Source organism: Corynebacterium sp. CCUG 65737, from assembly GCF_024454115.1.
GTDB lineage: Bacteria > Actinomycetota > Actinomycetes > Mycobacteriales > Mycobacteriaceae > Corynebacterium > Corynebacterium genitalium.
On the sequence record NZ_JAGPZB010000002.1, the window covers coordinates 206,188 to 232,271 of the forward strand.

Annotated in this window: 24 protein-coding genes; 10 read left to right on the forward strand and 14 right to left on the reverse strand. The window is 61.7% G+C overall.

Going from position 1 to position 26,084, the window contains the following annotated elements; genetic code table 11:
• Positions 1 to 23 precede the first annotated feature (23 nt).
• Positions 24 to 695, reverse strand: coding sequence for a transcriptional repressor LexA (gene lexA / locus KBX17_RS02985; protein WP_005289827.1), 672 nt, complete (start codon positions 693 to 695; stop codon positions 24 to 26).
• A 452-nt stretch (positions 696 to 1,147) separates the two neighbouring features.
• Between lexA and KBX17_RS02990 the strand changes: the two genes are divergently transcribed.
• A complete protein-coding gene (locus KBX17_RS02990) occupies positions 1,148 to 1,384 on the forward strand; it encodes a hypothetical protein (protein ID WP_255998957.1) in 237 nt (78 codons plus the stop codon).
• 32 nt (positions 1,385 to 1,416) lie between these two features.
• Entirely contained in the window at positions 1,417 to 1,881 is a 465-nt protein-coding gene (gene nrdR / locus KBX17_RS02995; protein ID WP_255995041.1) for a transcriptional regulator NrdR, read from the forward strand.
• Here nrdR and hrpA read toward each other — a convergent pair.
• The 4 genes from hrpA to KBX17_RS03015 form a co-directional block, all read right to left on the reverse strand.
• Positions 1,878 to 5,813, reverse strand: a complete 3,936-nt coding sequence (gene hrpA, locus KBX17_RS03000) for an ATP-dependent RNA helicase HrpA (protein ID WP_256018471.1) — start codon at positions 5,811 to 5,813, stop codon at positions 1,878 to 1,880. The genes nrdR and hrpA overlap by 4 nt on opposite strands.
• Positions 5,814 to 5,888: 75 nt before the next feature.
• The gene (locus KBX17_RS03005; protein ID WP_256018473.1) at positions 5,889 to 6,848 is read right to left on the reverse strand and encodes a hydrogen peroxide-inducible genes activator; all 960 of its coding nucleotides are present in this window, start codon (positions 6,846 to 6,848) and stop codon (positions 5,889 to 5,891) included.
• A 90-nt stretch (positions 6,849 to 6,938) separates the two neighbouring features.
• A complete protein-coding gene (locus KBX17_RS03010; RefSeq protein ID WP_256018474.1) occupies positions 6,939 to 9,494 on the reverse strand; it encodes an RNA helicase in 2,556 nt (851 codons plus the stop codon).
• The gene (locus KBX17_RS03015) at positions 9,487 to 10,524 is read right to left on the reverse strand and encodes a PAC2 family protein (protein WP_256018476.1); all 1,038 of its coding nucleotides are present in this window, start codon (positions 10,522 to 10,524) and stop codon (positions 9,487 to 9,489) included. The genes KBX17_RS03010 and KBX17_RS03015 overlap by 8 nt, the downstream gene beginning before the upstream one ends.
• A gap of 244 nt (positions 10,525 to 10,768) precedes the next feature.
• On the opposite strand from KBX17_RS03015, the gene KBX17_RS03020 reads away from it, so the two are divergent.
• Positions 10,769 to 11,914 (forward strand): DUF4192 domain-containing protein, encoded by a 1,146-nt coding sequence (locus tag KBX17_RS03020; RefSeq protein WP_256018477.1) that lies wholly within the window; start codon positions 10,769 to 10,771, stop codon positions 11,912 to 11,914.
• Here the strand turns inward: KBX17_RS03020 and galE are convergent.
• From galE to KBX17_RS03050, 6 genes are all read right to left on the reverse strand, one after another.
• Positions 11,911 to 12,882: a UDP-glucose 4-epimerase GalE gene (galE, locus tag KBX17_RS03025; RefSeq protein ID WP_256018479.1), complete on the reverse strand. Its 972-nt coding sequence runs from the start codon at positions 12,880 to 12,882 to the stop codon at positions 11,911 to 11,913. The genes KBX17_RS03020 and galE overlap by 4 nt on opposite strands.
• Before the next feature lie 3 nt (positions 12,883 to 12,885).
• Positions 12,886 to 13,578: a metal-dependent transcriptional regulator gene (locus tag KBX17_RS03030; protein WP_256002624.1), complete on the reverse strand. Its 693-nt coding sequence runs from the start codon at positions 13,576 to 13,578 to the stop codon at positions 12,886 to 12,888.
• A gap of 115 nt (positions 13,579 to 13,693) precedes the next feature.
• Positions 13,694 to 14,686 carry a sigma-70 family RNA polymerase sigma factor gene (locus KBX17_RS03035; RefSeq protein ID WP_005289850.1) on the reverse strand — a complete coding sequence of 331 codons (993 nt, stop codon included), beginning with the start codon at positions 14,684 to 14,686 and terminating at the stop codon, positions 13,694 to 13,696.
• 170 nt (positions 14,687 to 14,856) lie between these two features.
• Positions 14,857 to 15,291 (reverse strand): D-aminoacyl-tRNA deacylase, encoded by a 435-nt coding sequence (dtd, locus tag KBX17_RS03040; RefSeq protein ID WP_256002626.1) that lies wholly within the window; start codon positions 15,289 to 15,291, stop codon positions 14,857 to 14,859.
• A complete protein-coding gene (locus KBX17_RS03045; protein ID WP_256002628.1) occupies positions 15,288 to 16,805 on the reverse strand; it encodes a class I SAM-dependent methyltransferase in 1,518 nt (505 codons plus the stop codon). Before KBX17_RS03045 ends, dtd begins: the two co-directional genes overlap by 4 nt.
• An 18-nt stretch (positions 16,806 to 16,823) precedes the next feature.
• Entirely contained in the window at positions 16,824 to 17,276 is a 453-nt protein-coding gene (locus KBX17_RS03050; protein WP_256002629.1) for a DUF3099 domain-containing protein, read from the reverse strand.
• A gap of 50 nt (positions 17,277 to 17,326) precedes the next feature.
• On the opposite strand from KBX17_RS03050, the gene KBX17_RS03055 reads away from it, so the two are divergent.
• From KBX17_RS03055 to KBX17_RS03065, 3 genes are all read left to right on the forward strand, one after another.
• Positions 17,327 to 17,587, forward strand: coding sequence for a DUF3039 domain-containing protein (locus KBX17_RS03055; RefSeq protein ID WP_370687024.1), 261 nt, complete (start codon positions 17,327 to 17,329; stop codon positions 17,585 to 17,587).
• Positions 17,584 to 19,344, forward strand: a complete 1,761-nt coding sequence (locus KBX17_RS03060) for a DEAD/DEAH box helicase (RefSeq protein ID WP_256018480.1) — start codon at positions 17,584 to 17,586, stop codon at positions 19,342 to 19,344. Before KBX17_RS03055 ends, KBX17_RS03060 begins: the two co-directional genes overlap by 4 nt.
• 77 nt (positions 19,345 to 19,421) lie before the next feature.
• Positions 19,422 to 19,955: a DUF4190 domain-containing protein gene (locus KBX17_RS03065; protein ID WP_256002633.1), complete on the forward strand. Its 534-nt coding sequence runs from the start codon at positions 19,422 to 19,424 to the stop codon at positions 19,953 to 19,955.
• Between the two features lie 60 nt (positions 19,956 to 20,015).
• Here KBX17_RS03065 and KBX17_RS03070 read toward each other — a convergent pair whose 3' ends face one another.
• Together KBX17_RS03070 and ppgK are read right to left on the reverse strand one after the other, a co-directional pair.
• Positions 20,016 to 21,608, reverse strand: a complete 1,593-nt coding sequence (locus KBX17_RS03070) for an RNA polymerase sigma factor (protein WP_255995054.1) — start codon at positions 21,606 to 21,608, stop codon at positions 20,016 to 20,018.
• A 253-nt stretch (positions 21,609 to 21,861) separates the two neighbouring features.
• Positions 21,862 to 22,626 carry a polyphosphate--glucose phosphotransferase gene (gene ppgK, locus KBX17_RS03075; RefSeq protein WP_255995055.1) on the reverse strand — a complete coding sequence of 255 codons (765 nt, stop codon included), beginning with the start codon at positions 22,624 to 22,626 and terminating at the stop codon, positions 21,862 to 21,864.
• A 67-nt stretch (positions 22,627 to 22,693) separates the two neighbouring features.
• On the opposite strand from ppgK, the gene KBX17_RS03080 reads away from it, so the two are divergent.
• Together KBX17_RS03080 and KBX17_RS03085 are read left to right on the forward strand one after the other, a co-directional pair.
• Complete coding sequence (locus KBX17_RS03080) at positions 22,694 to 23,563, forward strand: inositol monophosphatase family protein (RefSeq protein ID WP_005289866.1); 870 nt, start codon at positions 22,694 to 22,696, stop codon at positions 23,561 to 23,563.
• Between the two features lie 137 nt (positions 23,564 to 23,700).
• The gene (locus KBX17_RS03085) at positions 23,701 to 23,994 is read left to right on the forward strand and encodes a DUF4193 domain-containing protein (RefSeq protein ID WP_005289868.1); all 294 of its coding nucleotides are present in this window, start codon (positions 23,701 to 23,703) and stop codon (positions 23,992 to 23,994) included.
• Between the two features lie 18 nt (positions 23,995 to 24,012).
• Here KBX17_RS03085 and KBX17_RS03090 read toward each other — a convergent pair whose 3' ends face one another.
• On the reverse strand, positions 24,013 to 24,576 hold the full coding sequence (locus KBX17_RS03090) for a DUF3093 domain-containing protein (RefSeq protein ID WP_005289870.1): 564 nt from the start codon (positions 24,574 to 24,576) through the stop codon (positions 24,013 to 24,015).
• Positions 24,577 to 24,660: 84 nt separating this feature from the next.
• Between KBX17_RS03090 and dut the strand changes: the two genes are divergently transcribed.
• On the forward strand, positions 24,661 to 25,119 hold the full coding sequence (gene dut / locus KBX17_RS03095; protein WP_005289872.1) for a dUTP diphosphatase: 459 nt from the start codon (positions 24,661 to 24,663) through the stop codon (positions 25,117 to 25,119).
• Between the two features lie 40 nt (positions 25,120 to 25,159).
• Positions 25,160 to 26,083: a DUF3710 domain-containing protein gene (locus KBX17_RS03100; RefSeq protein WP_005289874.1), complete on the forward strand. Its 924-nt coding sequence runs from the start codon at positions 25,160 to 25,162 to the stop codon at positions 26,081 to 26,083.
• The last annotated feature ends 1 nt before the right edge of the window (position 26,084 follow it).

Sequence of the window (26,084 nt, forward strand, 5' to 3'; positions counted from 1 at the left end):
TACCTGCTCAAAGGGGACATGGTCTAGAGCTTACGGAACACGGAGACAACGAGCCCCATGATTTCAGCATCATCCCCCTTGATCGGGGCGAAGGCTTCGTTGTGGGGGAGAAGCCACACACCGGAGGAATCCCTGTGGAACTCCTTCACCGTTGCTTCCCCCTCAATAAGCGCCGCGACGAACTGACCTTCCTCCGCTACCGGCTGGGTACGCACGGCAACCCAATCGCCGTCGAGGATGCCCGCGTCGCGCATGGACTCACCCACGACTTGGAGCAGGTAGAGATCACCGTCGCCGACGAGTTCTTCCGGCAGAGGGAAGTAGCCGTCGACGTTCTCTTCAGCGAGAATCGGGTTGCCCGCAGCAATCTGCCCGACGACGGGGATGTAGCGCGGCGGTGCCGCATCGTCCGGTTTCGGATCAGCCTTGCGCTTCTTCCGGCCATTCTCCGGCAGGTGACGCAGATCAACGGCGCGGGGCTTGTTCGGGTCGCGGCGAAGAAAGCCCTTCTTCTCCAATTCCTTGAGCTGGTAGGCCACAGACGACGTTGACTGAAGGCCGGCGGCATCGCCGATCTCCCGAATGCTCGGCGGGTAGCCGCGGAGCACCACCGCATCCTGAATGACTTCGAGAATGCGGCGCTGCCTCTCTGTCAGGGTCTTAATGTCCGGTTTCTTGTCTGCGCTCTGGGGCATGTTCCTGTTCTCCTCTGATCGGTTGACCTCGGTGCCTTGTTCCTATCGGTGTGGCGAGAAACCCGAAGCTGAAATTCCTCACCAATGTTCGACGACACGCGGCACCGTTCGGTTCCCTTATGTCCACTTTTACCATGCGTAGGCAAATTTGTTCGATATTTCTTGACCACGTCTAGACAAACTCTACGGCCCTTGCTATAAATCGAACATAGGAACTATCGAACATTCTAGCGATCATTGCAATCGAACATGTCCGGTGCGGTTCGTAGAATCAAATCCGAACCAAGAAAGGAAGAATGATGACTATCTCTCTCGCCCGCCCTAACAGTGCTAATACTACCGATAACCTCCGTTCTGCTGAGGTTGAGCCAGCGGATGTTTGGGACCTTGACCGTGCACCGGTGATTCGTGCCTCGCACCGTCATGTTCGAACGCTCGATGGGCATAATCGAATGAATGAATCACCCCTGCGAGCGCGCGCAGAGGATCCGGACAGCCCGAACACGGCTCTCGAAACTCGCCGCGAGAAGCGCGCGGCCACGCTTATGGGCGCACTGCTCGGCCTCGGTCTCGTTGCGGGTTCTATCTTCGGCGGCGCGTTCTCTTTCGAGGACGACGGTTTCAGCCCGGAGCAGGTGAACGAGTCTGCGAATCTCCAGAACGCCGTTGCAACAGTGAACAACCGCTAAAGATTTTTCTGGGGGGGAGTAGAGTTTGAGGGGTGCACTGCCCCTTTTGCCAGAACGATAGCTCTCGGGTTTCTGACTCGCGCCTAGTCGACGCAGGATCGGCCATTCGGCGCCGACGTGAATGCACCGTGTGCGGTGGTCGTTTCACTACGGTCGAGAAAGCTGTCCTGACCGTGGTCAAGCGCAACGGAGTCAGCGAACCCTTCGACCGTGACAAGCTCATTGTCGGCGTACGCCGCGCGTGCCAGGGACGCGATGTCTCCGATGACGCTTTGAAGCGCCTCGCCCAAGAGGTGGAAGAGATTGTCCGCGCGCAGGGAAGCTCGCAGATTCCGTCGAACGAAATCGGCCTTGCCATCCTCGAGCCGCTGCGCGCACTCGACGAGGTCGCCTACCTGCGCTTCGCGTCCGTGTACAAGTCCTTCGAAAGCGCCGACGACTTCGAATCCGAGATCAGGCTCATGCGCCGCAAAGACCGCGGCATGGAAGGCATTTAGAGCTTATCCACCATCTTCTCGATCCGCCTCGGGCTTACCGGTTTCGCCGTACCGAGCCGTTGAGCGAATAAGCTCACACGCAGCTCTTGGATCCGCCACAGAATGTCCTTGACTGCCCGGGATTTACGGGCCGCCTGCGGTAGCCGGGCCAGTTTGGCATCGAGGTACTTCTTCACGTCGTCGACTACCGATTGGCGGTCTGCATCGCGGTCGGGGTCGCGGTTCATCTCCTCGAGCCGAATCTGGATCGCCGACATGTACCGCGGAAGGTGTTGAAGATTCTCCATCCCGTGCACTGTGATGGCGTTCTTCGGTAGAAGGAAGTTCATCTGCTGGCGGATGTCATCGATAGCTGGGCCGTCCCAGTTCTGAAGTTCCGCCGCAGTGTTGATGTATTCGACCACACCACCGGCGACGCCGACGACCGTGCGCCGAACCATGCCGGCCACCTCGGGCTTGACCTTGTTCAGTAGCGCATCGAATTCTGCAGGTGTACGCACGGGTCCACCGTGGGCGAACATGAGATCGCGGATCGCGGCGACGCGCGCATCTTCGACCAGCCCAGCGGCACCACCGTGCGGATACTTATCGACGGCCACACGCTGCCGCAACGGCAGGCCTTTCACCATCTGGGAGACCGAGACGTCGATTTGGCGCATGAGCATTGCCAACGTCGCCGTCACCATGGATTGATCAGCAGCGGCCTTTGTCGGGAACACCTTCACACGTACGCCGTCATTGGTCGCCTCCAAGGCGGGGAAAGCATCGACGTTGTTGCCTTCGATCTTTGTTGTCACAGTTTCCGGCACATCACCAAGGGTGTCTTCCGTCCACTTCGTAACTGAGTCGGATTCAGCCTTCTTGGTCGCCTTTGCTACAGACGAGGTGATTTGGCCGGCGCGGCGCTTCTTCAGCGCGGCCAGCGACGTGTCGTGGTCGGTGATCTTCCCTTTACGGTCGATGGAGGCAAAGGTGATCTTCAGGTGAGGCGGCAACGCTTCGGGCCGGAAATCGGATGCGTTAATGCCGTGCCCTCCGAGGGAGCGCAACACCTCGGCGAGCTGCTCGTTCAACGGAGATTCGTAAGGAACGAGCTTGTCTAGGGCGCGCGCGGCAAACTCTGGTGCAGGAACGACTGTCTTGCGCAACGCCTTTGGTAGGGAGCGGATGAGCTCTGTGACTAGTTCTTCGCGCAAACCGGGCACGAGCCAGTCGAATTCGCGCTCCTCCAGACCCGCTAACAGGGGAACAGGGACAAGGACGGTGACGCCGTCAAAGGGGTCGCCCGGTTCGAACTTGTATTGCAGGTCGTAGTCAATGCTTCCCTGGCGGATCTTGTCGGGGAAGGCGTCTTCGCTGGTGTCGGCGTCGGAATCGTCGATAAGTGCGCTCGGATCGAAATCGAGGAAAGCGGGGTCCTCGTGCTTCTTCCACCAGGCGTCGAAGTGGCGGCCGGTGCCGATATTGTCCGGCAGGCGCTCGTCGTAAAAGTCGAACAACGCCTCCTCGTCGACAACGAGACCGCGGCGGCGCACCTTCTCCTCGACTTTGGCGGCCTCTTCGAGGAGCTTGGCGTTGTGTTTGAGAAAGGCGTGGTGGGCGTTCCATTCGCCGTCGATAAGCGCGTGCCTGATGAACATGGTGCGCGCAGCATCCATGTCCACGCGGTGGTACGGCACCAGGCGATCAGCGACAACCGTGACTCCGTAGAGCATGGACTTCTGGTGCACCATCGGCGCGGCCCGCTTGATGGACCAGATCGGCTCGGAATAGTTGTGCTTGAGCAGGCCGCCGGCGACTTTCTCCACCCAAGCGGGATCGATAGCGGCGACATCACGCGCCCACAGACGAGACGTTTCGACGAGTTCGGCAGCCATCACGAACTCCGGCGGCTTCTTCGCCAGCACCGAACCGGGGAAGATCATGAAGCGTGTGCCGCGTGCTCCCTTGAACTCCTTCGAATTGCCGTCGCGGGCACCGATATTGGACAACAGGCCGGTGAGCAAGGCCTGGTGGATGGACTTGGGGTCGCGGTCCCGCGAGTCATCGTGATCGTCCGTTGCGGTGGCGGTGCGGGCCCAGCCGAGCTGCCTCTCCGCCTCACGGAGCTGGCGCACAAGGTCGAACCACTCGCGGATGCGCATGTAGTGGAGGTACTCCTTCTTCATGCGCTTGCGGAAGGCGTTGCCGGACAGTTCATCCCGGGAGTCCTTGAGGTAATCCCACAAATTCAGCGCAGCGAGAAAGTCGGAAGTCTTGTCCTTGAAACGCGCATGGGCCTGGTCGGCTTGCGCCTGGAACTCCAACGGACGTTCGCGGACATCCTGGATGGTCATGCTGGCGACAATGACAGTGACATCGTCCAGTACACCGAGGCGGTGTGCCTCCACCAGCATGCGGGCCATCCGCGGGTCGACAGGAATGCGCGCGATGTCGCGGCCGATGCCTGTGAGCACCGGCATGTCTTGGTCTTCCTTATCGGTGATGGCGCCGAGCTCGTGCAAGAGCATGAGGCCGTCGCGCACAGCCTTCTTGTCCGGTGGCTGGACGAACGGGAACTCCGCGATGTCGCCCAAGCGCAGGTTCGTCATCTGGAGGATGACGCTGGCCAGGTTGGTGCGCAGAATCTCGGGGTCGGTGAATTCGGGGCGGGCGTGGAAATTGTCCTCTGAATAAAGGCGGATCGCGATACCGTCCGCGATGCGGCCGGAGCGGCCCGAGCGCTGGTTGGCGCTGGCTTGCGAGATCTCTTCGATGGGGAGGCGCTGCACCTTGGTGCGCGTGGAATAGCGGGAGATGCGCGCCAGGCCGGTGTCCACCACGTAGTGGATGCCGGGGACAGTCAGTGACGTCTCCGCGATGTTGGTGGCTAGCACGATGCGGCGCCCGGAGTGCGGGGAGAATACCCGGTGCTGTTCGGCGTTGGAGAGTCGGCCGAACAGGGGAGTGACCTCGACACCGCGCCAGCGCTGCTTTTCAATGAGCTCCATTGCGTCACGGATGTCACGCTCGGAGGCGAAGAAGCACAGGATGTCGCCGTCACCTTCCGCCATGAGCTCCTTCAAGGCTTCAATCAGCCCGTCGAGCATGTCTGTGTCGACGACCTTCGTGCCGCCGTCTTTCGTGGGCACCTCCGTCTCAAGCGGACGGTAGCGGATCTCCACTGGGTAGGTGCGCCCCGAGACTTCAATGATGGGCGCCGGGTTACCGTCACTGTCGGCGAAGTGCTCCGCGAACGACTCTGGGTCGATCGTGGCGGAGGTAATGATGATTTTCAGGTCCGGCCGGTACGGCAAAAGCCGCTTGAGGTAGCCCAACAAGAAATCGATGTTGAGGGAGCGCTCGTGGGCCTCATCGATGATGATCGTGTCGTAGGCGTTCAGGTAGCGGTCCCGCTGCATCTCGGCGAGCAGGATGCCGTCCGTCATGAGCTTGACCGCGGTCGTGGCAGACACACGGTCATCGAAGCGGATGGCGTAGCCGACGGAGCGCCCAATGTCCTGGCCGAGCTCGTCGGCGATGCGCTCAGCGACAGTGCGCGCAGCGATTCGCCGCGGTTGGGTGTGGCCGATCAGCCCACGCCGGCCACGGCCCAGTTCAAGCAGCATCTTCGGGATCTGGGTAGTTTTACCAGATCCCGTTTCACCTGCAATGACGACGACTTGGTTGTCCCTGATGAGGTTCTTGATGTCCTCGCGTCGGGCGGAGACAGGAAGCTGCTCCGGGTAGGTGATCTGCGGGACCAGAGCGTCAATCGCGGCGACCTTCGCAACTTCTTCTTCTAAGTCGGTGTGGATCGCGGCTAAAGCGTTCGGAGCCTTCGCCTTCTTCAGGCGCCTGTCAAAGCGGCGGACTTGGGCAATCGGCAGCTCGTCGAGACGCGCTTTGAGGGCGTCGCGGGTGATGGGCGGGGAAGACTCGGGGGTGCTCATAATCAACGGCTGATCTTACCCGCGCAGCAGGTAAAGGCAGAAGCTGCTGAGAGCGAACAACCTGAGCGAACGGGACTAGACAGTGAGACCCAGCGGTTCGCCTTCGGCGACAGTGTTCTCGTAGGCCTCTGTGATCGCGGCGCCCAGCGCGGTGAACTCCGCGGCGCGGGTGGAGGAGGAACGGTAGACCAACCCCACGTTACGTTCTGCCGCCACGGCAGTATCGAACTCAGCCACTGTCACGCCGGGACGGGAGCATTCGGCGGAGACTGCTGACACCGGCAGCAGCGTGGAGCCGAAACCCGCTGCGACGAGCTGAATGATCGTGGTTAGTGACGATGCCCGGGTGACGGACTCGGTGACCTCGGTCAGGCTGATCTTGGCCAGACGGCACAGGTCCATGATTTGGTCGCGGAGACAGTGGCCGTCATCAAGCAGCAGCAGATCAAGGTCGTCGAGCACGCTGAGCTCGAGGTCGTGCTTGCCCGCCAACGGGTGGTCGTCTTTGACCGCTACCGCGAAGTTCTCGGTGTACAAAGGGATTTCGCTCAATCCGGCCACGTTGGAGGGGAACGCGATAAGAGCGACGTCGAGGCGCCCGTCGCGCAGCTGGTCCAGCAGCGTAGGGGTCGTTTCCTCCACGATCTTCGGGTTCAGTGCCGGGAAGCGTTCGTGAATAATGCGCAGCAGCTCCGGCAGAATGTACGGCGCGATGGTGGGAATGATGCCGATTGCTAGCGACCCCGTCAGCATGCCCTGTGCACCGCGTGCCCGATGCACAAACGCATCGGCAGCCTCCAAGGTGGCTTTGGCGTAGGGGAGCAGCTCTTCGCCGCTGGGGGTGACAATGACTTTACGTGTGGAGCGCTCAATCAACTGGATCTCCAATCCCGACTCCAGCGCGACGAGCGCCTGGGACAGTGAGGGCTGGGAGATATTCAGCTTGGCCGCGGCAGAGCCAAAGTGGCGGTTCTCCGCGATCGTGACAAACGTGCGCAGCTGCGCAAGCGTCGGACGATACTCCTTATTGTTCATACCTATTAGGCTACAACCGGCAATAGGTAGAAATGGCCTATTTGGGATTCTTGTTTTCCAGCCCTAAGGATGAAGGTCTCCGTAGACGGTTTATACCTGCTTCATCTCCAGCGAACTCAAACGCACTTCACCGGCGGCGTCTGATGCGTCGAGGTCCACCGTGCCATGCAGCTGGAAAGCATTGTCGCCTTCTGGGTCTTTGAGAATCTGCACGACTTCCCACATTCGGGTGTCGTCGCCGGAGACGCTGAAGTAGGACGGGCCGCGGGCATCGTTGTCCAACTCCACATCCTCGTACTCGTCGAAGTAATCGTCCATGAGCGCCGGCCAGTCAGGCTGGTCCGCAAAGTCCATATAATCGAGCATCTCCTCGAGCTGCTTCTCCTTCTCGTAGGCGAAGAGCTCAACCAAGCGGAAGAAATAATTGCGCACCATGATGGTGAACGCACGGCGGTTCGCCGTCAGCGCTGTCGGGTCCTCCACGCCGAAGGCCAGCTCTCGTTCCAGGTCGGATTGAGAGATCGGGGTGGTCTCGTCGGTCATGTGGGCCCATTCGTCGATCAGCGAGGAGTCGACCTGGCGGATAAGCTCACCGAGCCACACGATGATGTCGTCAAGACGCTGCGTCATGTACGCCTCTGGAATGGAGTGTGACAACGTGCGCCACGCGTCGGTGAGGTAGCGCAGCACCACGCCTTCACTGCGGGCGAGACCGTAAGTCGCGATGACATCGGAGAAGGTCATCGCATGCTCAATCATGTCGCGCACGACCGACTTGGGGCGCAGCTCGAACTCCTTGGCCCACGGATTGCCCTGCACGAAAGTCTCGTAGGCGTCTTCCAGCTCCTCGCGCAGTGGCTGCGGGTAGGTGACGTCTTCGATGAGCACCATGCGTTCTGTGTAGTCCACACCGTCAGCCTTGAGAGCCGCGATTTCCTCACCGCGAGCCGCCGACTGCTGGGCTTGGAGCAACTGGCGCGGATCATCCAGGATCGCCTCGAACGCGGAGATGACATCCAGGTCGTACGCCTCGCTCTCCGGGTAAAGCAGGGTGAGAAACGCCAAAGCGAAGGGGGACAGCGGCTGGTTGAGCGCGAAATCGCGGTCAAGCTCCGCCGTCAACGTGTACGGACGGAACGCGGGCGAGTCCGGGGTTCGTTCCACCACACCGGCGTTGATCAAGCCGCGGAACAGGTCAAGGGCGGTGAGAATATCGCGGTTCTGCTTTGCACGGGTGTCGTGGTTGGTGCGCAGCAGATGCTTCATGTGCTCATACCCGTCGCCTGGGCGGGCGACCACGTTGAGCAACATCGAGTTGGACACCGTGAACTGGCTCTGCAGCTCTTCCGGCTCTGCCTCGGTCAGCCGCAAATACGTTTTTTCTGACCACGACACTTCACCGTCGCGCGCGGACTTTTTACGGATCTTCTTCAGCTTCTTCGGATCGTCGCCGGCCTTGCGGCGCAGCTTGACGTTCTCGATCTCGTGCTCGGGCGCTTCGACGATCACCGTTCCTTCTGTGTCGTAGCCAGCGCGTCCCGCACGTCCCGCAATCTGGTGGAATTCGCGGGATTTCACGATGCGCTGCCGGGTGCCGTCATACTTCGCCAGCCCCGTCATGAGCACCGTGCGGATCGGGACGTTGATGCCCACTCCGAGCGTGTCCGTGCCGCAGATGACCTTCAGCAGACCAGTCTGAGACAGTCGCTCGACCAGACGCCGGTACTTCGGCAGCATCCCAGCGTGGTGGATGCCGATGCCGCGGCGCAGCAGCTTTGACAGCGTCTTGCCGAAGGTCGTCGTAAAGCGGAAATCTCCTATCGCTTCAGCGATCGCGTCCTTCTCGTCGCGCGTGAGCATGTCGCTTATCGACGTTAAAGCCTGCGCCCGTTCCGTCGCCTCCCGCTGCGAGAAATGCACCACGTAGATCGGCGCTTTTCCGTCTTCGAGCAACTCCTCAATCGTCTCGTGAACGGGGGTGAACACGTAGTGGAAATCCAGCGGGACCGGGCGCTGTGAACCACCCACGAAGGTCGTCTCGCGGCCAGTGCGGCGGGTGAGGTCCTCCTCCAGCCAGGCCGTATCACCGAGGGTGGCGGACATGAGCAGGAATTGTGCTTTCGGCAGCTCCAACAGCGGCACCTGCCACGCCCAGCCACGCTCCGGGTCGGAGTAGTAGTGGAACTCGTCCATGACCACCTGGCGGATGTCGGAGTTCTTCCCCTCGCGCAAGGCGATGTTGGCGACGATTTCCGCAGTGGCCGCAATGATGGGCGCATTGCCGTTCACGGTGGCATCGCCTGTCATCATGCCGACGTTCTCCGGGCCGAAGATCTCGCACAACGCGAAGAACTTCTCACTCACCAGCGCCTTGATCGGAGCGGTGTAGAAGCTGCGCTGGCCGCGGGCCATGGCGATGAAATGGGCGGCGTTGGCCACCATGGATTTTCCTGATCCGGTGGGGGTAACCAGAATGACATTGTCTCCGGCCAGAATGGCCAAAGAGGCCTCCTCCTGCGCCGGATAAAGGGAGATGCCACGGTCGGTGGTCCAGCGGATGAAGGTGTCCCAGACGGCGTCGTCGAAAAGCGACTGCGGGACGTCACTCAAATCCGCAAGGCTGTCACCGAGCGTGGGGTCACTCATCGTCGTCGGTGAGATCGATCTGGTCGTTGTCCTGCCACATGCTGGACTCACCCGACTGGCCGGTCTGGTCTGACTGGCCAGAGCCAATGCCCTTGTTCAGGCCGCGATCCCTGTCGTCGATAGCGGCGAGGAAGTTCTCAAACGCCTCACCGATCTCGTCGCCGGACGGCATCTGAGCTTCACCCGGCATCATCTTCTGCGGGTTCTTGTCGCGGTAGGACGCCATCTCAGAGTCGTAGTGCTGCTCGAGCTGGGAGACCACTTGCGCGATTTCCTCGGACTCGTTCGTCTGCTCCGCCAGCTGCTGCTGGACGCGCGCGATGTCCTGCTCGATGGAGCGCAGCGGGAACTGCAGCTTGGACGTGTCAGACACCGACTGCAGGAGCTGGTAGACAGCCTGTGGATACGGGGAGGCTGCGACGTAGTGCGGCACATGCGCGGTGTAGCCGGCGACCCGGCGACCGCGGTTGTGCAGCTCACGCTCGATCATCACAGCGGCAGCACCCGGCATGGAGACCATCCCGTCGTAGGTGAACATCGGGCCGACCAAATCGCGGTCATTGCCGTGCGCCGAGACAACCAGGGGACGCGTGTGCGGCGCACCCATCGGAGCGGCGTACAGGCAGATTGTCTTGTCCACGTTGAACCGGTCTGCGAGATCTGCAACCGCCTTGGAGAATGCCTCCCACCGCAGGTCCGGCTCTGGGCCGGAGAGCAGCAGGAAGGATTCTCCCTTGGCATCGCGCATGACGCGGATGTCCAAGTCGATCTCTTCGATGTCGGTGATTTCGTGCTCGTTCATCGTGATCATGGGGCGACGGGAGCGGTAATCGATGAGCTCGTCGTTATTGAATGTCGCCACCGTGCGGGAATCCAACGCCGCCTTGAGGTGCCCGGCGGCACCTTCGACTGCGTGCCCCGCGTCAGCGTAACCCTGCATGGCCACAATGAGAGTCGGGCCAGAGGAGGTGCCGTCGACAGCTGGAGCGGGGTACTCCAATTCGTACATTTTCCTCTCGTTCGAGGTCATGTCGCATCCTCCTTTACCTATGCGCACCTTCGTGTGAGCTTGTCAGCGTTCGACAATAATCACAACAATGTCGGTTCAGTTAAATTCCCACTCTAGATCCGATTGCCTCCCAGGGGTGGACTGCGTCGGCGATTGTCAGTGAATTGCAGAAACTGTCAGGCCGCAGTCAGCCTCACACGGTTGCGCACTGCAGTGCGCGACGGGCAGGGAACCGTATCGGGGGTTTGGGAAGACTAACAAGGGCATGACGCATTCTTCAGATCACCAACACCAAGCGACAGTAGACAACCCTTCAACCATCATTGCGACGGTGCCCGGCACCCTGGGCTACTACCCGCACGAATCAGTCGTCGTCATCGGGCTCATCGCCAGCGAGGACACCGACAGCGTATATCTCGGCCCCGTGCTGCGCGCAGACCTCGGCCGCGTGCGCGAACTGAGTGCTTACCTTGACAGTGCACCCGTGGACACGTGCATTGCCTTCCTGGGCATTTTAGTCACGCGCGTGCCGGGGTCCCGTGCGGCGCTTAACGCCGTCGAAGACTTAGAGAAGTTGGAGCGCACCAACGGCGAGCCGCTTATCGACGTGTTGTGGCACGTCTCCGAAATCGCCCAGGGCACTCCGTACTCCATGGTTTTCGGGCCCGAGCCTGCCGAGTTGGGCATGTTCTGGTCCGAGCTGGCCTGGGAGCATGGGGTCGTGGGCTCTGTCATGGCATCGCCCGCAATGGAAGCAATGCGTGCCAACGGCACACTGCCCGCCTTAGATCGCAACGACACATTTTCCTACTTCGAGCCTGCCGTCTTGTCAGCCGAGGAAGAGAACCGCATCGACTCGCTGACCCAGCAGGCGCTTGCGCGTTCTGCTCAACTCCAGGTGGAACTTGCCCGGGGCAGCTCCCGCCCAGCGAGTGTCGTGCATCAGGCGTGCACGGCTTTGATCAATGCCCCAGCGCAGCCCATCATCGGGGCCGACGAGCCGCTCAGCATCGCCGAAGCTGTTCCGGATCAGAACTGTCTTGCTGCTCTCGCTACCGTTCTCGCGCGTCCCACGCTGCGCGATTGCGTCATCGGGGAGGCGGTCCGCCACCCACAGGAATCCGCCAGTGCGCTCCTCGCCGTCGCGCGGTCCTTCCGGGGCGTCATCCGAGCAAATGCATTGAGCATCTGGGCGCTCGCGGCCATCTCCCGCGGTGTGTCGTCGTGGGCATCAGCGGCACTGCATTGCGCTCAAGAGGAAATGCCCGAGCATTCCATGTCCGCGATTTGCCTGGAAGTGTTAGCGCTGGGGGAGCAGAAGAAGCTGGTCACTACCATCCTCGAAGGGTGCGAGCTCGCCTGCGAGAAGCTGCTCGGCCCAGCGGCTCCGCCAATGAAAAAGAGCGCTTAACCCCTCGCCTGGGTGAATTCCCACGCGTCGGTGACAATGCGGTCCAGTTGCGTGCGGGTGGGGTTCCAACCGAGCTCGTCTTTCGCGCGCTGCGAGGAAGCGATCAGGGTGGCTGGGTCGCCTGCGCGACGCGGAGCTACTTCGGCGGGGATGTCGTGCCCGGTCACGCTGCGGCAAGTCTCAATGACTTCTTTCACGGAGTAGCCGTCGCCGGAACCGAGATTGAAGATCTTGTGGGTGCCCGGTGTGTTCGCCTCCAAGGCGAGCATGTGCGCGTCCGCCAAATCGCGGATGTGGATATAGTCGCGCACGCACGTGCCGTCCGCAGTAGGCCAATCGTCACCGAAGATGAGGATCTTCTCGCGCTGTTCTTGAGCCACCTGCAGCACCAACGGAATCAAGTGAGTCTCCGTGGCGTGGCGTTCACCGTAGCCCGCGTAGGCTCCAGCGACATTGAAGTAGCGCAGGCTGGTCGCACCGAGCCCGAACGCCGCGGCGTAGGAACTAATGGCGTAGTCGATGGCCAGCTTCGACGCGCCGTACGGGTTCGTCGGTGCCGTGGGCATGTCCTCGGTGATCGGCACGTGCTCCGGTTCGCCGTAGGTCGCCGCGGTGGAGGAGAAGACCAGCGAGTTCACATTGCGGTCGCGCATCGCGTTGAGCAGTGTCAGTGAGGTGACAAAGTTGTCGCGCCAGTACTCATCCGGCTTTTCCACAGATTCACCCACCAGGGACCGTGCCGCGAAGTGGAGCACACCATCGACCGGGCCGCCGCTGCGGTCGCTCAGCACATCGTTGATCACATCGGTGATGGTGCCTTCCACCAAGGTGGCTTCCGGGACGACTGCGTCGCGGTTGCCCGTGGAGAAATCATCGATGATGGTCACATCGTGGCCAGCTTCTACAAGCACCTTCGAACAGACGCTGCCGACGTATCCAGCGCCGCCAGTGACTACGAGACGAGCCATTGATTAACCTTCCAGCGGCTTCACGCGCAGCGCGTGAGCCAAGTCGGGGGCGAGATCCACGTGGCCATCGTTACTGGTGATCACCGTGATAATGCCGTTGCTCTTTTTCTCCAGAGTGACCACTGACCCGCGATCGACACCATAGCGGCAGATCGAAGAGTACTGCTCCGAGTCGAGCTGCAGAATCTCATTGATCTGCACGACTTCAGCCTTGACCGGTTCACTGAGATCCAGTTCGGTGGCACGGGTGCCCAGAGTCTCTCCGCCAGCGTCGGAGTATCCCAGCTCGTCCAACGCCGGGATCGGGTTTCCGAAGGGAGAGCGGGTGGGGTCGTCGAGCACGTGGATGAGGCGGCGTTCCACCTCTTCACTCATCACGTGCTCCCAACGGCAGGCTTCAGCATGGACTTGGCTGATATCCAAGTCGAGAACGTCAGTCAGCAGACGCTCCGCCAAGCGGTGCTTGCGCATGACCGAGGTGGCCAACTCACGGCCGCGCTTGGTCAGGCTGAGAGAACGATCGTGCTCGACGACAATGAGGCCGTCGCGCTCCATACGGGCGACGGTTTGGGATACGGTCGGGCCGGACTGGTCGAGGCGTTCCGCTATGCGCGCGCGCAGCGGAGTAATGCCTTCTTCCTCCAGCTCATACACCGTGCGCAGGTACATCTCAGTGGTGTCGACGAGGTCTCTCAAAACTGCATTCCTTACCTACTTGACCAACTCAGTCGGTCCGGCCTGCGTGGCCCGATACATGCCCAAAACTCGGGACCATGGTAGCGCACTCACGCGCCCATGGCCGGTACTCGAATTACTGGGCGTAATCGCGGAGGCGATCTGCGCGCTCGCCGACGCGCAGCTTGCTCATCACTTCGCGCTCAATCTGGCGCACACGCTCACGCGAAAGGCCGAACTTGCGGCCGATCTGGTCGAGGGTGCGCGGCACACCGTCATCCAGGCCGTAGCGCAAACGAATAACGTCCTGCTCACGTTGCTCAAGACCGTTAATGATGTCGTGAATGTCGTCGTGGCGCAGCACGGAAACAACAGCATCTTCTGCGTCTGCGGCCTCAGCATCTTCGATGAAGTCGCCCAACGGTGCTTCCTCGTCAGCGCCGACCGGCATGTCCAAGCTCACCGGGTCGCGGGACTGGCGCAACAGCATCTCGATCTTGGACTCATCAATGCCAGACTCCTCCGCCAACTCCTCGTTGGAAGGCTCGCGGCCAAGAGACTGGTACATCTCGCGACGGATGCGGGAGAGCTTGTTCACCTGCTCCACAAGGTGGACTGGGAGACGGATGGTGCGCGACTGGTCAGCCATGCCGCGGGTGATCGCTTGGCGGATCCACCAGGTGGCGTAGGTGGAGAACTTGAAGCCCTTGGAATAGTCGAACTTCTCCATCGCGCGAATCAGGCCTAGGTTGCCCTCCTGGATGAGATCCAGCAATGGCATGCCGCGGCCGGTGTAGCGCTTGGCCAGGGAGACCACCAGACGCAGGTTCGCCTCCAGCAAGTGGGCGCGGGCTTTGCGGCCCTGCTTGGCCAGGATCTTCAGGTCGCGCGACTTCGCGCGAGTCAGCTCGGTATCAGGATCGTCGAGCAGGTGCTGCGCGTACAGACCGACTTCGATCTGCTGGGCCAGTTCAACCTCTTCCTCGGCGTTGAGGAGTGCGGTCTTGCCGATGCCGTTCAGATACACACGGACAAGGTCTGCAGACGGATTATCGTTCGTCTGGTTCCGGCGGCTTCCGCGGTCGACCTCTTCTTTTTCATCGACATGATCCACATCGGGTTGAGTCATGAGATGGTGCTCCTTCAAATCTCGCGAATCTAACCTACTAACGCCGGACAAAGCGACATTGTTCCCGCTGTGAAACCTCAGCGCGGACTGAAGAGTTTGTGCAGTTCAGAGGCGTTGCTTTACGGGAGCGGATGCACGGTTGCCGTGCATGGAACTCTAGCAGTTTCTGCCTAACATTCAACCAATAGCGTAAAGGGGCCGGAGTTGACCGAGCTGACCTCCATCATCGCTCCGAAGCGGCCTTCTTCGACCTGAATTCCACGCTCACGCAACGCCTGAGCGATCGCTGCGATGACTGGTTCTGCTTCATCCCCGGGGGCTGCATCTGACCACGATGGGCGGCGGCCTTTCTTGGTCCTGCCCATGAGGGTGAACTGGCTGACCAGAAGCACCGGCGCTCCGGCTTCTTCGACCGACACTTCGCCGTCGAGCATGCGCAGTTCGGCAATCTTGCGTGCCATGGTTTCCCACGCGTCGTCGGCGTCCTCCCGGCCGACGCCCACGAGCGCCAGGACTCCGCCTGTGTCGGGACAGTCGATCGCGCCGACCACCTCTCCGTCAACCGTCACAGATGCTTGGGTCACTCGAGTCAATACTGCTTTCACGGCAGAACCACCTCCTGGGGGAGTATCAGGCCGTGGCGGATCAGGTCCACCACCACACTGGCGGCTTGTCGGGTCAGGGTCTCTTCGTCGGCGTCATCAAGCCCTTGCGACGCGGCGAAGATAGAGACGATGTCGCGCAGCGGAAGCCCGTTCGGGTTGAGGCCGGAGACGATTGCCGCGACAGCGTCGTCGATCTCGTGGGTGAAACGTGGGCCGTCGGTACGCGTGAGGCGCTTCACCTGCGTCTCAAAGCCCATGCCCGTCTCAGAGTCGGCCACAGCGACATCCTCGAGCGCCACACCGGGACGCACGGTGAAGCGTGAGTCGAGGATGTCGTTCGTGGTCGTGGTGCGCAGCCAGTCCATTCGAATGAAGTACTCTTCGACCTCCGGGCCGAGCGGATCGGTGAACGGTTGGTCGAGAGTTTCAAATGTTGCTTCGGTCGGGGCATCTCCGATGTCGCGAAGGAAAATCCAGCCAAAGCCCACGGCACGCACTCCGGCTTGACGGAAGCGATCCAGCCAACGACGCGTGCGATCCACGCCCTCCTTCGAGCGTGGATCGATCGACTCGTCCTTGAGCCACGTGGACACATACAGTGCCGGGTCAACGACATCTCGCTGGCACACCCAGGCAGAAACTCCCTTGGGAGGCAGCCACGCAGCGACGCGGTGCTCCCACGGCTGGTCATCCGTGTGGACCCAGGCCCCGAGAATGTACGCAGTCCCGTCCGCGGCGAGATGCTCAGGGGCTTGCTTGACGACGAGCTCCGTCGCCCCGTCCAGATCCAACCCCGAATCACGGTAAACGTGGCCGACCTCCGGCGGACCAACCACGAACGGGGGATTGGCGACGATACGGTCGAAGCGTTGCCCTGCCACCGGGTCGAACCACGGTCCTTCCCGCAGCTCAACGTTGGTGATGTCGGCGCCAGCCATGGTGGCAGCGGCGAGGTCGAGCGCCCTTGGATGAACGTCGGTCGCAGTAACGTGTTGTGCCGTACCCGCCTGCGCCAGCGCCTGCACGCCTGAACCGGTGCCCAGATCCAGGACAGTCCCCACCGGTGTCAGCGGGGTCGCGGAGAGCAGCGATAGGCTCGCCGCGCCCACACCGAGCACGTGGTCTGTCCCAGGGACGTGCTCTGTGACCGATGCGTCCATGTCAGAGAAGATGAACCGGTCCGCACCGGCAATGATGTGCGGACGGACATCCAGGGCGACTTCGATGTCGCCGGAGGGGGAGCGGGTGGCCACAGAAGCGTCGATAAGCGAAAGCACGAGCCGCGCCGGGAGGAACCCAGCCAGCTCTTCGGCGCTCATGGGCTGGCGCAAGAGGAAGAAGCGAATGAGCCCGGAGAGGACAGAATCGTCGCATGCTTCAAGCACCGCGCCGGGCTCACCGCGGTGGAGCGCTTCCGTCGCATCCGGGCCCAGGTGGGCGGCGATGGTGTCGGCGGTGAAGCCAGCCCGCTCCAACTCGCGGGTCAATTCTCGTGCGATGTCAGCCGGATTCATCCTCATCCTCCTGCTCGTCTACTCTTCGTGCTCGATTGTGCCCGGCCCCGCCGCGTCTGGGCGAGGCGCAGACTGCAGCTGGGCTTGCTGCTGGTAGGCCAGCGCGGCCTGCCGGGCGGCGGCCGGCTTGTACACGTTGGCGGTGCGTTTGTCCCGGATCTCATTGCTGTCGTTGGCAATGACAACGGAAATCCACGGCAACGGGATGGAGATGCAGAAGAAGATCAACGCCAGCCACCAGTTCTCCCACCACAGCACAGCGGCAATAGATAACAGCACGAACGGGATGCGCATGCCCTGCAAAATCAGGTACTTGATCTCGCGCTCTTTGCGGTTTTGGGCGGGGGAGCGTTGGGCGGAGGTGATCAGTTCAGCCCGCTTGCGGGAGAACTTCCTGCTTGGCCGTGAATCGCGCGCATCTTCGGCCTGGTCCACGGTCTCGTGGTCACCGAAACTGCTCGCTGTGCTCATGATCTTCTAGGGTAGAGCACATTGCATTCCGGTAGGCACCTTGAGGCATGATGGGGAGCGTGACGCACATGAGCCAGACCACCACGAAGACGATCGAACGCCCCGACGTCCGGGAAGACACGTCGCAGGACAACGACACCCCGAAGTTCTTCCACTACGTCAAGAAAGACCAGATCGTGCACTCCGCTGTCAGCGGTGACATGGTGGTTGCCCTGTGCGGCGAGACGTTCCCTGTGCGTAAGCAGGCGAAGCCCGGCTCACCCGTGTGCCCGGATTGCGAGAGGATTTACAAGGGGCTGCGTCGGCGGTGACGTCAGTTCCAGGCACAACGAAAGGGCCTTCGCTCCGCCAATGGCAGCAGGAGGCCCTCGATCTTTTCCTCCAGCGCAAGCCGAAGGACTTCATGGCCGTGGCTACCCCCGGCGCAGGAAAGACCACCTTCGCGCTGACACTTGCGTCGACGATGCACGCAGAAAAGACCGTCGAGCGCATCATTGTCGTCGTTCCCACGGAGCACCTGAAGATCCAGTGGGCGCAGGCAGCGGCGCGCTTCGGGCTGTCGCTGGATCACGCCTTCACCAACTCGTCTGCGGTCAATCCCGCCTATGACGGTGTGGTGGTCACCTACGCGCAAGTGGGCATGCACCCGTTCAAGCACCACGCTGTGGCATCAGCACGCAGGACCATGGTCATCCTCGACGAGATCCACCACGCCGGCGACGCGAAGAGCTGGGGTGACGGCGTCCGCGAGGCGTACAACGACGTTGAACACCGTCTCGCGCTGACCGGTACGCCGTTCCGCTCCGACGATTCTGCGATCCCCTTTGTCACCTACGACGATGACGGTGAGGGGCATCTGGTCTCCCGCGCGGACTACACCTACGGGTATGCCGAAGCGCTTCGCGATGGCGTTGTCCGCCCCGTGGTCTTCCTTGCCTATTCCGGTGAGGCGCAGTGGCGCGATTCAGCAGGAGAGGAGTATTCGGCACGCTTGGGCGAGCCCCTCGACGCCGCGCAGACCACCCGCGCCTGGAAGACTGCATTGGATCCGAAGGGTGACTGGATCGCGGCTGTTCTGCAAGCAGCCCACACCCGCCTGACCAAGATCCGCGCCAACATGCCGGATGCCGGCGGACTGGTCATCGCTACCGACACCACGACCGCACGCGCCTACGCGAAGATCCTGCGCACGATCTCGAACACGCCTGTCACCGTGGTGCTTTCCGACGAGCCCGGTTCCTCCAAGCGCATCGAAGAATTCTCTGCCTCCCAGGATGAGTGGATGGTGGCTGTGCGCATGGTCTCTGAGGGCGTGGACGTGCCGCGTCTCGCGGTCGGCGTGTACGCCACCTCTGCCTCCACGCCACTGTTCTTTGCCCAAGCAATCGGCCGTTTCGTCCGCTCGCGCATGCCGGGGGAGTCAGCATCGATCTTCTTGCCGTCTGTTCCCGTGCTGCTTCGCCTGGCCGAGGAGATGGAGGTCTCCCGTGATCATGTGCTCGGCAAAGCCCACCGTGAGTCCGGCTGGTCCGATGAACTGCTCGAGCAAGCGAACCGGAAGGAAACCGAGCCTGATGAAGCAGCGGCCTATCAGTCGATCGGTGCGTCTGCAGAGCTTGATTCGCTCATTTTCGACGGCTCGACCTACGGAACGCCGACCCTCACTGGCTCCGATGAGGAACAGGACTTTCTGGGCTTGCCGGGGCTCCTCGACGCCGATCAGGTGAAGCTGCTGCTGAGCAAGCGCCAGTCTGACCAGCTCGATGCGCGGGAAGCCGAGGCGAAGGCCGAAAAGGCTAAAGCCGAACAGGAAAAGGTGCGGAAGGAGAAGATGGGTGCGTCGATAAGCGATGCTCCCTCCGCAGGTCCCGGCACGGGCGTGGCCTCCGAAGACATCCCCGCGCTGCGCCAGGAGCTCAACGCCCGCGTGGCAATCGTTGCGTCGCGCACGGGCCGGCCCCACGGGGCAATCCACACGGAGGTCCGCAACGCCTGCGGCGGCCCGCCGACGGCGCTGTGCTCTGCGGAGCAACTGCGAGCGCGCATTGACTATCTGCGTGACTGGTAATCGCTGCTAGGCTAGCGGGCATTATGGTGCATCCCAATCCTTACGGCCCGCAGTACCCCCGCAGCCCCAGGGACCCGATGAACGAACCATACGGCGGCTACAGCCACGAGCAACGGGGACAGCTAGACGGCTACGGCCAACCATTTGAAGCTGGTCCTGTCGACCAGTGGGGGCGCTACAACCCGCACGGGTCGAACGCGTACGGTACCGGATTCGTGCCCCACGCGTACGCGCCGGTACCTGCAGAGAAGAACCAAACAGCCGTCGCCGCTTTGGTGGTCGGCCTTTGTTCGTTCGCGATGGTGTTCATCGCTGGGCCGTTCGCCCTGCTGCTCGGGATTTGCGGCATCATCTGCGGCATCATGGGGATCAGCAACAGCCGTCGCTTCCCCGGCTCCAACGGTATGGGAATGGCCATCACCGGCCTGATAGCGAGCATCATCAGCACCCTTATGGCGATCGCTTTTCTCGCATTCATGGCATTTGCCATTTATGAGCTGGAACAGGAGGTGGACTCTGGCTCTGGCAGTAATAAAGGGCCGGAAAGCAGCAGCGAGAGTGTGCTCGAGCGCACAGCGGACCGCGACCGGGCGTATATAGAAAACACCTAGCCAGACACTCCCGGTTGAGCCGGGCTGTCTGGCTAGGTGGTGGCGAGGGGTCTCGCTGCTCTAGTCCAGGTAGTCGCGCAGCACTTGCGAACGCGACGGGTGGCGCAGCTTCGACATCGTCTTCGATTCGATCTGACGGATGCGCTCGCGCGTGACGCCGTAGACTTGTCCGATCTCGTCGAGGGTGCGCGGCATGCCGTCGGTCAATCCGAAGCGCAGGCGCACAACGCCCGCCTCACGCTCGGACAGCGTGTGCAGCACGTCCTGGAGCTGGTCCTGCAGAAGCGTGAAGGACACAGCGTCGACGGCCACCACAGCCTCAGAGTCTTCGATGAAGTCGCCGAGTTGGCTGTCGCCCTCATCGCCGATGGTCTGGTCCAGGGAGATCGGCTCGCGCGCGTACTGCTGGATCTCAAGGACCTTCTCCTCAGTGATGTCCATTTCCTTCGCCAGCTCCTGCGGAGTCGGCTCGCGACCGAGGTCCTGCAGCAGCTCGCGCTGGATGCGGCCGAGCTTGTTAATGACCTCGACCATGTGCACCGGGATACGGATGGTACGGGCCTGATCTGCCATCGCGCGGGTAATCGCCTGACGGATCCACCATGTGGCGTAGGTGGAGAACTTGTACCCCTTGGAGTAGTCGAACTTCTCCACGGCACGAATCAGGCCCAAATTGCCTTCCTGAATCAAGTCCAAGAAAGCCATGCCACGGCCGGTGTAGCGCTTTGCCAGGGACACCACGAGACGCAGGTTCGCCTCAAGCAAGTGGTTCTTCGCCTTGCGGCCGTCGCGGGCGACGGCGCGCAGATCACGCTTCACAGCCGGGGTGAGCTTCGCGTCCTTGTCGCCTTCGTCGGCGGCGCGCTGCATCTCATCCAGGCGGTGCTGGGCGTAGAGACCGGCCTCGATGCGCTTGGCCAGAGAGACTTCCTGCTCAGCGTCAAGCAGCGCGACCTTACCGATCTGCTTGAGGTAAGCACGCACCGAGTCCGCAGAGGCGGTGAGCTGGGCGTCTTTGCGTGCTTGGCGCAGAGCAGCAGACTCTTCGATGTCCCACACTGACGGGGGAGCGGCATCATCTTCGTCATCATCGTCGCTTGCCGGAGCCGAGGCCGCGGCCTCACCCTCTTCACCGAGTTCCGGCACGAACTCGTCAGAGTCCTCCTCGCCATCCTCCTCATCGGTGGCAGTGGCAGCATCGACGACAGCTTCGCTGTCGAGCTCCTCGTCTTCTTCGAGCTCCGGATCGAAGTCGTCGCCGTCCATGTCCTCGTCGGCCAGATCCTCATCCAGGTCGCCGTCGAGCATGTCGTCGTCGCCGAGACCGTCCACGTCGTCGACATCGTCTACGTCATCGGTGTCGTCGGCGTCAGCGGACTCGTCCTCGTTCTCAGCTGCGTCGGCCGCAGAGGCTGCCTGTGCGGACTTGCGCACGGTCTTCTTCGCGGCCGTCTTCTTCACCGTCTTCTTGGCGGCTTTCTTCGTGGTCTTCTTCGCAGCCTTCTTGGTGGTCTTCTTAGCCGCAGTCTTCTTGGCGGCCTTCTTAGCCGTCTTCTTCACGGCCTTTTTCCGCGCAGGCTGAGACGCCTGACCCGCGTCTTCCTCGACAGCGGCATCAGGGCTGTTATTGGTGGATGGGGTGCTAGCTGCCACGTACGACCTTTCGTGCACTCATCGCTTGACTACGTTGGTGTCCCACCACGATACGCAAACCTGCATAATCAAGTCGGTAGCGGGGTGAGCCGGTTGATTTCCGATGACGTTAACCGCGGAAAGCGGAAGGCTATTCCTCCCACCATGACGTAGACCGCTCCTACGCGGCCTTTGCGGTAACCCTACAGCATAGGCACGGCTCCCCGGTTCCCGCCACCCCCTCCGGCGAATTATTTTCGCGAATGCGGGGGTTTTAGGGCGCGACGTGCTTCCACACAGCCATCGCGGCACCGACGATTCCCGCGCGATTGCGCAGTTTGGCCGGGATAACGGGCGTGTCCACGGTAAGCAGCGGCACCCACTTATCTGCCTTGCGCGAGATGCCGCCACCGACGACGAAGGCGATGGGATTGAACAGCCGCGCGTACTCTGTCAGGACTTTGTCGACGCGCTTCGCCCACTGTGAGTAACTCAGTTCTTCGCGGTCGCGGACAGCCGAAGACGCCTGGTGCTCGGCCTCCTTCTTGCCCACAAACATGTGGCCAAGTTCCGTATTGGGGAACAGATCGCCGTCCATGAGCAGCGCCGAGCCGATTCCGGTGCCGAAGGTCAAGAACATCACAGCCCCGGTGCGACAGATCTCGTCACCGAAGGCGACTTCGGCCAGGCCGGCTGCGTCAGCGTCATTCAGCACCGCGATGTCGCGGCCAGGCACATGCTCGCTGAACAGCTCATGAACGTCGGTACCGATCCACGCGTCATCGATGTTCGCGGCGGTCATTGCTACCTGCTCCTTGACCACGGAGGGTAGGCAGATGCCCACGGGTCCGTCCCATTCGAGCTGGCGGACAATCTCAGTAACGGTTTCTGCCACAGCCTCTGGGGTCGCGGGTTGGGGAGTGGCGATCTTGATGCGGTCGGTGGCGAACTCGCCGGTGTCCATGTCGACGATCGCGCCTTTAACGCCAGAGCCTCCGATGTCGATGCCGCAGCAGTAGTTGCCCGAGGTGTGATCCATACCCGCCGATTCTACGCACTTCCGCACCCCGCGCGGACGCTGGCTACTTTGAGGCACGATGGCAAGCATGAGTACCGCAGATTTGCTTGTCGACGAGCTTCTCGACGTCGCCCTTTCCACCTGCTTGCTGGCCGCAGGTCACGTCCGCGATAGGCGGGCCGAACTGATCGGTGAAGGCGCATTGACTGCGGCGGAGACAAAATCCTCGGCAGTGGACCCGGTCACTGTCGTAGATAAAGAGTCGGAGCAGTTGATCATGTCCACTCTTCTCGAGCGTCGACCAGACGACGGCATTCTGGGGGAAGAAGGCGCCGACGTTCCGTCTCGTTCCGGAGTGCGGTGGATCGTCGACCCGATTGATGGCACGGTGAACTTTCTCTACGGGGTCCCGCAATATGCGGTGTCGATCGCAGCCGCGCGCGGGGAGGAACTGCTTGCTGGAGCGGTAGTCAATGTTGCTACTGGCCGCGCCTATCAGGCAGGTAGAGGTCGCGGGGCCTTCACGCGTGGGGGAGGGGAAGAGGAATGGCGGCGGTTAGGTGTGTCGTCGATAAGCGATGTGCCTCTCGCGCTTGTGGCCACCGGTTTCTCCTACACGCCACAGTGGCGCGCCCAGCAAGCGGACATTCTGCGCGCGGTATTGCCGCGTGTGCGCGACATCCGCCGCGCCGGCAGTGCTGCTTTAGACTTGTGCATGCTTGCAGACGGCGTAGTGGATGCCTACTACGAGCACGCCACCCACCCGTGGGACTACGCCGCCGGAGCCGTGATTGCCACCGAGGCTGGCGCACAGGTTGAGCATCCTGGCCTGGGTGCCAGCGGCCATGACGGGGCGGTGACAATGGCATCCGCTCCGGGGATTTGGAATAACTTCCGCGCCCTCCTTGCGGAAGCGGGGGCAGATCAGCCCCTGAAACCATTCTCTGACCAGGTCTGATTTAGAAAGGGGAAGTCGAGGTGCGACACGCCGAAACGTCTGTGCGCGGGGCAAACATGACATAAAGAAATTCTTGTTTTAATATCACGCTGACAGTAAGCATTTTGAAAGCATTCTCAGGCTCAGAAGGAGACCTCGTGGCCACCGATTACGACGCCCCTCGCCGCCGCCTCGATGATGAGATCGAGACGGATTCCCTTGAAGGTCTCAAGGCTGAAGAGGTCGCCGGCAGCAGCATGGACGACGATGGGGAAGTTGTTGACGCATTCGATCCGCCGACCGTCGACCTGTCCGGCGAAGAACTCAATGTCTCTGTCGTGCCGAAACAGGAGAACGAGTTCACCTGCGCATCCTGCTTCTTAGTGCAGAAGCACAACCGCCTGGGCCACGTTGAGCCAGACGGTTCGAAGATTTGCCTCGACTGCGAGTAACCGACGTCCCGCGTTGGCCTACTGGCCAGTGCGGTGGAGGGGCTCGGCGGCCGTATCAGCCTGCTCCGGAACGTAGGCCCGAAGCAGTTCCTCCGGATTCTTAGAGGACACGAGCCAGTAAGGGGTGGGGTCCTCCGGGTCGTCGAGAACGAACAAGGCCATTTCTTTCACCCATGCGCGGTGGACGAGATACGCCGCGGGATCGAGCTGCCGGCCAAGCGCGTTCTGCTTCGCCGAACGGGGGACAGCCAGAGAGCGCGACACCACTGACGACGGCAAGTTCGCGTCACCCACGACGAGCCAGCGCGTTCCGTCACCGTCGCGCTCCACGCGCACCACAGTCGACGACAAGTGAATAAGGAACCATGCGGTCAGGGCGCCGATGACAATGAACGTCGCGACGAACCACCACATCCCGCGGTTGACACCCATTTGAGCACCCAACAGCGCCGCGAATGCAGTCCCCGCGATCCACCACCACAACGGCACCCACTGGCGTTCGGAGTACAGCACTTCTGGCGCCGCGGAAGGGGTAGTAGGCGGTGTTGACGGGGTGTTCGCGCTTTCAGTCACACCGTCCATGGTAGGCAAGTGCCCCATGATTCCTTAAATGGTTTGGCGAATGGCGGAGATACGTGCCCCGTCAACCTCACGTAGTGTGGGGACGTGACCAAAGAGACGAAATCGATCGGACCGATCCCCCTCAAGCGGCTCGATCCGGACCTACCCATTCCGCAACGCGCCCACCGCGGCGATGCCGGTGTGGACCTGTATTCCGCCCACGATGTCGCGATCGGCCCCGGTGAGCGCGCGTTGGTGAGTACCGGTGTCGCTATCGCGTTGCCGCTTGGCACTGTGGGTCTGATCCACCCGCGTTCGGGCCTGGCGGCCAAGCACGGCCTGACCATCGTGAACACTCCCGGCACGATCGATGCGGATTACCGGGGGGAACTCAAGGTGTGCCTGCTCAACACGGACAAAGACACTCCCTTTGAGGTCACCCGCGGGATGCGCATCGCCCAACTGGTGGTGCAACGAGTGGAACTGCCGGACTTCATCGAAGTCGACGACCTCGATGAGACTGTCCGCGGTTCGGGCGGATACGGCTCCACCGGCGTGAATTAGCAGCAACTTAGCACTTAAGGAACGAGCGAAAGAGACAATCATGGCACTGTGGCCCTTCGGCAAGAAAAAGAACAGCGACTCCGCTGAATATGGCAATTACCGCAGGCGGGAATGGGAAGACCCGTTTGTTTCTCGTCCCGCGGAGGCCCCCGCCACCCCCACGCGGCCCCGTGCATCTAGCGGGGACTTTCACGACGTGCAATACATGAACCCGGTGAAAGACAAGGGCAGCACAATCGTCCAGACCACGCCTGATCCCGAGCAGGTCAAAGAGGCCGAAGAGGCTGCCGTTGTCCAGCGTGAGCACGACGCCGTGAACGGGAAGACCGGCCCCTTTGATGGTGACAACGTTGACATCAACGACTTCGACTTCAGCGACTTCTCCGCAGGGTTGCTCAACCTCGGCTCGATCCAGTTAGCGCTTCCGAAGAACTCCCAGGTCCAGGTGGAGATGGGTGAGCAGGGCCCGCGCATGCTCCACGTCATCACCGAATTCGGCCGTGTCACCCCGGTGGCGTTCGCCGCACCGAACTCCGGCGGCATGTGGGAAGAGTCCTCCGATGAGATCGCAGAGGGCATGCGCGCTGAAGGCATGCCGGTCGAATATGAAGAGGGCCCATGGGGCCGCGAAGTGGTCGGCACTGGCGACAACGGCATCATCCGCATCATCGGTGTGCAAGGCCCGCGCTGGCTGTACCGCGTCACCCTCGCAGCGCCGCACGGTAAGGAAGACCGGTTGGCGGATCTCGGCCGCGAAATCATCGCTCGCTCCTTCATCTATCGCGGCAACACGCCCGTGCTGGCAGGCAACTCCCTGCCGGTCGAGTTGCCCGCACAGCTCGCTCTGCAAATCCAGCAAGCTATGCAGCAGCAACAGCTGCGGCAGCAGAACCAGCAGAACCAACAGAACCAACAGGGGCAGGGAGAGCAGACCGGCCAGCCTGACCAGCCCGAACAGCAGTAAT